The following is a 7,757-nucleotide window of genomic DNA, read 5'->3' as shown; positions in this document are numbered from 1 at the left end:
CTCTTTTTCTTACTCAGCACTCAGCACTCAGTACTGAGTACGGTAAATTGAAATCCCTGGAATTACACCTAAATCCTGTAATTGTACCCAGACCAGATCGGCGATTTTAATATATTCATTTCGTCGTCAGCGTAGGCAAAACCATGTCTGGGCTTGACTTCTCAACCATTCAGCTAGATCTACAGAGCAAAATTCTCTATCTCCTAATACCACTTTTTGATAATTATTTAATAACAGCAATACTGAGGAAGAGTACTTCTATCTGTTTTGAACTATTTGTATTACCTAATTTAGGGAGAATTTCAAAATAGATAGGGATGGCTCTTTTCTCATAAATTAAACTGACGACTATTAAATTAATTAAACCCCATTGCGTGCGGTCAATCGCGGTGTAGAATAATGGTAGTAAATTCATTTTTTCAATTGGGTAGGTCTTCTTGAGAATAGCCGACCGATTTTTTTTTGACAACAATGGGTCAACCCCGCACGCAGTAAGGGGTTGACCCATTGTTGTCACCCCTCCAGGTTAGGTGATCTGTCGTACACAAAGGATATTTGCTAAACCCGCCCCTACCAGTGGACTGAATAAAAGAAAATATGTATTCAGTCGGATTTATCCGACTTCAGCTATTAGGCGGGGAATTGATTAAGAGCCGGATGATCGCAAGTGGTGCAAGATTTGTGTCTGCAATCTTCAAAAGCGATTCGCACTTCCCATTTATTCAGAATGCGATCGCTTTTTGGAAATAAGTCAAAAATGCGATCGCACTTAACAAATAAAAAGTGCGATCGCGGAGAGTGCTGTCGGCATATCGCATTCAAAAAACAACACCAAAATCGCAATTTTTCCAACTTAATTAGAAGATTCCTGTTGCGCTGCTTGTCGCACTTCCTCCACAGACAAATCTAACACCTCAGCAATCTTATTTACAGTTAACCCTGTTGCCAATAATTTTGGCACTGTTTTTAACTTACCTCGACGCTCACCTTCTTGCAAACCTTCTTGCAAAGCTTCTTGATAAACTCGCGTTTGACGGATATCACCTAAACCCAACATAGCTTGTATCTCCTCGCGACTTTTTTGAGTAAACTTGTAGATAATAATCGTTTCGATCAATTGTAGCAATTTTCGCTTTTGTGCTTCATCGCTGATTTCCTCACTTACTTGTTCTATCAACTGTCTGGCTTTGTTGACAGCAGTCTCCTCTGGCTCTATCACTAATTTTACAGTGTCGATGCCTAGAGATTGCTGTGCTGAACCTATTTCATCCAGGTAGATGCACCTCACTCGTAGAGAAGCTAGCAATTCTTGATACTGCCTAGTATCGCTTGATTCTGCACTTCTGGTAGGATAAATTACCACCCCACACCAATCATTTTCTACTTCATTTTTATCCAGATAGAGGAAGATTTCCGCAAAAAATCGAGCGTAAAATCTTTTGTCTAGCTGAAATTGAACTTCGGCAAAATAAATGGGTGTCTCAGTAGTATCTTGTTTGGGGAGATACACGCCATCAATACGGAAAGAAAGTTGTTTAACTTCAACGGATGAGAACTGGTAGGCATCGGCAACTTCGGGTGGTTGTTCGAGCAATTCAAAAAAGATGCTGGGAAAGGATTGGAATAACCGATAAAAGATAGTATCTGTTTTCACGCCGTTGGAAATTAATTGTTTCTATTCTATTTAATTTTAACTTAAATATGATGTTAATCATGTATGAATTGTCATAAAAACTCATAGCGATCGCATCTTTTTAATCTGCAATCTTACCAAAGAATTCAGTAATCAATATTTCCAATTGTAGGAACACGGCATCATAAATATTTTGGCCAAAGGTTAAATCTTAATTAGGCCGTGTCCCTACACCCATTTTGAGGAATGCGATCGCGTAGCGTGCCGTAGGCGATCGTGGAAAGTTGAATTAGAGAGTGCGTTCGCGAAGCGTGCCGTAGGCATATCGGGTTTGGGAATCGATGTGGGTGCGATCGCTTTTGCAGATGAATGTAAGTGCGATCGATGCAAAGGAATTGATGTCGGTGCGTTCGCGTTCGCTCTTCGGCGCGGATGCGCTCAGCGATGCGTAGCATTACCGCGCTTGTGGGATGAGAATATTGCAAACAAGAGCTAACGGTGCTACGCGATCGCGCAGACCGCTGACAAGCATTCTATAATCAGGAATTGTCGCTAAAAGTCCCTTATCATGTCCGAAGAAGATTTTCGCGCCACGCGACTGGAAAAAGTCGAACAACTCAAGCAACTAGGCTTCAATCCCTACGCCTACCGCTGGGAATCTACCCACCACGCCGCAGAACTCCAGGCAAAATATGCCGACTTACCCAGCGGCGAAGAAGTTGATGTAGAAGTTGCTGTTGCTGGTCGGATTCTGGCACGTCGCGTCTTTGGGAAACTGGCCTTTTTTAACCTGCAAGACGAAACCGGCACGATTCAACTGTACCTGGATAAGAACAGAATCCAGGAAAACATGGCAGATATCGACACCGAAGCTTTCAACCATCTCAAGCAGCTAACCGATGCGGGGGACATCATCGGCGCTAAAGGGACAGTTAAACGGACTGAAAAGGGCGAACTATCAGTTTATGTGAAACAGTACACTATTCTCACCAAGTCGCTGCTGCCTTTACCCGATAAGTGGCACGGATTGACGGACATTGCCAAGCGTTACCGCCAGCGCTATGTTGACTTAATTGTCAACCCGCAAGTGAGGGAAACTTTCCGCCGCCGCGCTAAAATTACAGCGGCAATTCGTCGTTATTTAGATGAACGAGATTTTCTGGAAATAGAAACGCCAGTTCTCCAGACGGAAGCGGGAGGCGCTGAAGCTCGTCCCTTCATCACTTACCACAACACTCTGGAGATGGAATTATACCTGCGAATCGCGACAGAGTTGCACTTGAAGCGGTTGATTGTGGGTGGGTTTGAAAAGGTGTACGAATTAGGACGGATTTTCCGTAACGAGGGGATTTCCACTCGCCACAATCCTGAATTTACCACGATTGAAATTTATCAAGCCTACGCTGATTACAACGATATGATGGCGCTGACGGAAGCGCTGATTACCACTGCTGCACAGGAAGTGTTAGGCACGCTGCACATTACTTACCAGGATAAAGAGATCGATTTAACTCCTCCTTGGCGTCGCGCGACTATGCACGAGTTGGTGAAGGAAAAAACAGGACTAGATTTTAGCCAATTACAAACCGTTGAGGAAGTGAGAAAAGCTGCTCACGAGTTTGGTATTGAGGGTTTGCACGAATGCGAATCGATTGGACATATGCTGAATGAAGCGTTTGAGCAAAAGGTGGAAGAAAACCTGATTCAGCCTACTTTTGTCATAGATTATCCGGTAGAAATTTCTCCTCTTGCCAAACCACACCGATCGAAACCAGGTTTGGTGGAGCGATTTGAGCTATTTATCGTCGGAAGGGAGACAGCGAACAGTTTCTCGGAACTTACCGATCCGATCGATCAGCGGGAACGATTGGAACTCCAATCGGCGCGTAAGGCATCTGGGGATTTGGAAGCGCACGGTGTCGATGAAGACTTCCTCACGGCGTTGGAGTACGGGATGCCGCCTACGGGTGGGTTGGGGATTGGGATCGATCGCTTGGTGATGCTGCTGACAGATTGTGCCAGTATCCGGGATGCGATCGCTTTCCCCCTCCTCAAACCCGAAAAAACTGAGGAGTGAGTCATTGGTCATTGGTCATTTGTTAACTAATGACTGATGACTAACGACCAATGACTAACTAGAAACTTCTGCCATTTCAATCACGCGACCTTCTAAATCCTTGAGCAGAAAATGCAGAGGCTTTTCGGTGCGGATTTTGTGCTTCAAGCCTCGGACTTGAACTCTCATCAGCACTTGTTCGAGACAATCGCGATCGAAACAAACATGGCGCTGACGATCTTTTTGGCCTAAAGTCGCTCCTGAGATCACGTGCAACTGCGTATTCTTCTTTAACTGATACCAAAGGCCCTCCGGTGGGTTCAATCCTTTGGCGGTGGAGAAACTGGGACTGGCTGACATATAGAGGGGGTCAATGCTAGTAGCACCCAGGGTTTGCTCGTAATTGTAGTAGTAGTGCAAAGGCACTTCTGCTGCTGGCAGATCTAGGAGACCTTCATATAACTGCCGAGCGATGTCCAGATCCGACACCATAATCGTATAGACTTTCGGGGCACTGGTGAGGAACATCCACATGGCACCTGCATAGGCTACCAGCAGCATCACCATGATTCCTTGGGTGGAAAACAAGCTATCCAGAGCCAGGGAAGGTAAAAAAGATCCTAAGAGAGCGGACGAATACAGGGAGGGAATCAAGCTAGCTGCTATAACCATGAACTTACAAATGGTGAAGAATTACTCGCACCTACCGTGGTTTTCAGGAAACTCATATCATTTTCTGTGTTTCTAGTCTATCAAGCCCAAACCATTACTATCAATCTTCTATCAAGGAGACTGAGGAGTGGGTGAGTGGGTGAGCCATTATATACATTTTCTTCTGCGCTCCCTTTCTCCCGCTCTCCCGCTCCCCCGCTCCTCTTCCCTAGCCCCTAGCTCCCTTTCTCCCGCTCTCCCGCTCCCCCGCTCCTCTTCCCTATCCCCTAGCCCCTTTTCCCTAACGGGTGTACTATGGGTTTAATCGCAGGGACAGATTTAACGCGGTTAAAGTATTGTGCAAATACCTCATTTTCCTGAAAGCAATCATCCCTTAGTCAAATCGCTGTTCGATTGCAGCGATCGCGAACTGCTAACCCTGTTTCAGCGCCATCTCGACGAAGGGAAATACTTTACGGCGATTTTCTGTCGCTACAGTCCGATTATTTATACCTTAATCGGACACTCTGGGCGATCGCCCGTCCAAGTTGACTACTTGTTTGCCATCACCTGGCGACAAATCTATCATGCTTTGATAGATCTGGATTTGCGCGGCACTGGCGTACCTGGGATGGAAAACTTTAATCTCCAGAACTGGCTCATCAATATCACCGCTCTCTGTATCAATCAAGCGGAAGTTCCCCCGGTGGAGTCGATTCACTACTCGTTGCAGGCTGCTTCGCCGCCCCTTTGGTGTTATACCGAGCAGGCGTTGGATTTGATACCTGCGCTCCAGCGGTTAATAGTGCTGATGTCTCAGAGTTTCAAGTGGAGCGAAGCCCGGATTGCAGCTTATCTCCAAGCAGAGGCAGAAGTACTTTCTCCGGCTGAGGTGAGAGAATTGCTACAAAGTGGGTTAAAACAACTACAACAGGCTTTGCCAGCTGATATTCGCGCCATTTATTTCGGCGAAGAAGAAACAGTCCAAGAAGAAGACTTTGAAATTGACCTTGCTAGTTCTCTATGAAAGGTAAAAAGGAAAAGGTAAGGAAATTGGGAAAAGCAGGCAAAGGGAACTGGTGCCTCAATCCCCAATCCCCAGTCTCCAATCCCCAGTCCCTTTTAATCTTTTTACTTTTGCCTTTTTACTTTGTACTTCTGGGTGCAGCTGACCTCAATCAACAACTCGATATCCGCATCAATAACGGCACTCAAGGGGAACTTCGGAATGAGGCCGATCGATTAGTACGTTTGGGAGGACAGGCGCAGCGGCAAGGAAACCTGGATAAAGCGATTCCCTACTGGTCGCAGGCGCTCATAATTTACGATCGAATTGGTGATGTCCAGTCTGTAGGCCGCATTTACGATTTCTTGGGTCTGGCTTATGCCGAACTGGGCGACTATCAGAGGGCGGAGGATGCGCTGCGGCGACGGCTGGGAGTTGCCCGCGACAATAAGGACTGGCAAGGTCAAATTTTTGGCCTGAACAATGTGGGTACCGTTCTGCTGCGGCGAGGGGCGTTCCCTGGTGCCCAGACAACGTTTGAGGAGGCGCTTGCGATCGCCCGCAGTTTTAATAATGCGGCTGGTATTGGCCTATCTCTGAATAACCTTGGCTTGGTGGCAAGCGGTCAGGGCTCAAGCAATCGGGCAATTAAACTGTACGAAGAAGCTGTTATTTATCGGAGTCGAGCTGGCGATGCGATCGGTCAGGCGAATACGCTCAATAATTTAGGCGATGCCTACCAAGCAATTAATAGCTTTAAGGATACGATCCGTGCCTACGGTGCGGCGTTGGGAATTGCTAAGGAAGCCCTCGATCGGCCCAACCAGTTTCGCGCGATCGACGGTTTAGTATTAACTTACTGTTCGGCGGGACAATATACTCGTGGGATTGAATTACTTCAGCAGCGTATAGCGACCGCGCAAGATGCAGCGAACCCCCGCCAAGAACTGATATCGCTCAGGTCTTTAGCCCAACTTTACCAACAGATTGGCAGATACAACGATGCCCGGAGTGTTTATCACCGGGCGATCGCTTTGGCTCGGACTTTAAACGATACTAAAGCTGAAGCCACTTTGCTAGGTCAGGTACTGGAAATCGTGAGCGATCGTTAGTTCAAATAAACGCCTCCGGTTGGTTGAATTGTTAAAGCATTCTTATCCGCACCCAAGTCTGTCGTCGCCGCAAATCTTACCTCCAACATTCCAGGGGCAACAGCTTGGGAACGAACCCTTAGCAGACCTCCATCCTGACGGTAAAAGGTGATGGTCGTCGGTGTATCCAGAGCTTCTAAACTGATATAGGATTCCCCTTGTAGGGTTCTTTGATTGGTGTCGCCAATCACTTCATAAACAACATTGGCTCCAGTGTCGTTCACCAACCGGACATTTACCCTCCCATTGGTGGTTCTAACCCTCGCACTGGCACCTTGTCGCTGCTCTGGCGTCGGGGGGATAATTCTAGAGTTTGGCCGTGGCTGCATCATCTGGTAGTTGTCGCGACGCATCTGCTTGTCGCGATTGGGGGGCGTACTGGATGGCGTATTGCGGTTCATGTCTGTGTTATTCCCGCTGTCACACGCAGCTTGCTCACCCATACGTACTGCGTCGGGATCGCGGGCGGACATAGGATCGCTAGGCAGAGATGTATTGGTTGTAGATGGGCGTCCGCTCATCATGGTGGGGCGATCGATCTCGGTGGTTGGCGTGTCTCTGTTGCTATTAGCCGAAGTCGTACCTTCGCTTCTCTGGCGTTCCATGTCCGTATTGGTTGTAGATGGACGTCCGCTCATCATGGTGGAACGATCGATCTCGGTGCTTGGCGTGTCTCTGTTGCTATTAGCCGAAGTCGTACCCTCGCGATTCATATTCGTTTCGCTTGTATTAGGCGAACACATCATGTTGCTTTGGGTACCGGCGGGCCGATCGGGATTTGCAGGCGTTTGCGCTAGAGCAGGTAAACTCAGGAGCAAGCTTCCGCAGATAGCTCCTACTAAACCAATTTGATTTTTAAGTTGCCGTTTTTGTTGACTCATGATTTCCCTTCCATTTGATTAGACGGATATTTTCTTTGCCAGATTGCAGCTGTTTGATAGACGAACTGCCAAAATAATCTCAAAGGCAAAAAGTAAAATAATTAAATATTTTTACTTTCTCCTTTTTAATGCTTACTTTTTACAGGTTTTTCCTATGATGCGACTTCTATCTTGACCTTAATTGGGAATATACCCAGTCTGCCTCTGCCACAGGAAACATTCCTTAAGGAGAGTCTATATTGGTTTTATTTTCTGATATCTAACGCACCTATCTCTTGGTGGATTTATTTTTTTGGCCTCCTCTTCCCTCTTCCCTCTTCCCTCTTCCCTCTTCCCTCTTCCCTCTTCCCTCTTCCCTCTTCCCTCTTCCCTCTTCCCT

Annotated in this window: 7 protein-coding genes; 3 read left to right on the top strand and 4 right to left on the bottom strand. The window is 46.8% G+C overall.

What is annotated here, in order from left to right; genetic code table 11:
- Nucleotides 1-853: 853 nt before the first annotated feature.
- Both LAY57_RS34295 and LAY57_RS34290 read right to left on the bottom strand, forming a co-directional pair.
- A complete protein-coding gene (locus tag LAY57_RS34295; RefSeq protein WP_249071742.1) occupies nucleotides 854-1,654 on the bottom strand; it encodes an Rpn family recombination-promoting nuclease/putative transposase in 801 nt (266 codons plus the stop codon).
- Nucleotides 1,655-1,848: 194 nt separating this feature from the next.
- Nucleotides 1,849-2,088: a hypothetical protein gene (locus LAY57_RS34290; RefSeq protein WP_249071740.1), complete on the bottom strand. Its 240-nt coding sequence runs from the start codon at nucleotides 2,086-2,088 to the stop codon at nucleotides 1,849-1,851.
- Between the two features lie 113 nt (nucleotides 2,089-2,201).
- On the opposite strand from LAY57_RS34290, the gene lysS reads away from it, so the two are divergent.
- Entirely contained in the window at nucleotides 2,202-3,710 is a 1,509-nt protein-coding gene (gene lysS, locus LAY57_RS34285) for a lysine--tRNA ligase (RefSeq protein ID WP_249071738.1), read from the top strand.
- A 54-nt stretch (nucleotides 3,711-3,764) separates the two neighbouring features.
- Here the strand turns inward: lysS and LAY57_RS34280 are convergent, their stop codons facing one another.
- Entirely contained in the window at nucleotides 3,765-4,361 is a 597-nt protein-coding gene (locus tag LAY57_RS34280; protein ID WP_249071735.1) for a glyoxalase-like domain protein, read from the bottom strand.
- 337 nt (nucleotides 4,362-4,698) lie between these two features.
- On the opposite strand from LAY57_RS34280, the gene LAY57_RS34275 reads away from it, so the two are divergent.
- Entirely contained in the window at nucleotides 4,699-5,367 is a 669-nt protein-coding gene (locus LAY57_RS34275) for an RNA polymerase sigma factor (protein WP_249071733.1), read from the top strand.
- Entirely contained in the window at nucleotides 5,364-6,458 is a 1,095-nt protein-coding gene (locus LAY57_RS34270) for a tetratricopeptide repeat protein (protein WP_249071731.1), read from the top strand. The genes LAY57_RS34275 and LAY57_RS34270 overlap by 4 nt, the downstream gene beginning before the upstream one ends.
- Here LAY57_RS34270 and LAY57_RS34265 read toward each other — a convergent pair.
- Nucleotides 6,455-7,378 (bottom strand): hypothetical protein, encoded by a 924-nt coding sequence (locus LAY57_RS34265; RefSeq protein ID WP_249071729.1) that lies wholly within the window; start codon nucleotides 7,376-7,378, stop codon nucleotides 6,455-6,457. The two genes, LAY57_RS34270 and LAY57_RS34265, sit on opposite strands and share 4 nt — an antisense overlap.
- Nucleotides 7,379-7,757 lie beyond the last annotated feature (379 nt).

Source organism: Argonema antarcticum A004/B2 (assembly GCF_023333585.1).
In the GTDB taxonomy this organism is placed as follows: Bacteria; Cyanobacteriota; Cyanobacteriia; order Cyanobacteriales; family Aerosakkonemataceae; genus Argonema; species Argonema antarcticum.
Note: the sequence above shows the minus strand (reverse complement) of the source record. Positions and strands in the feature narration are given on the sequence as shown.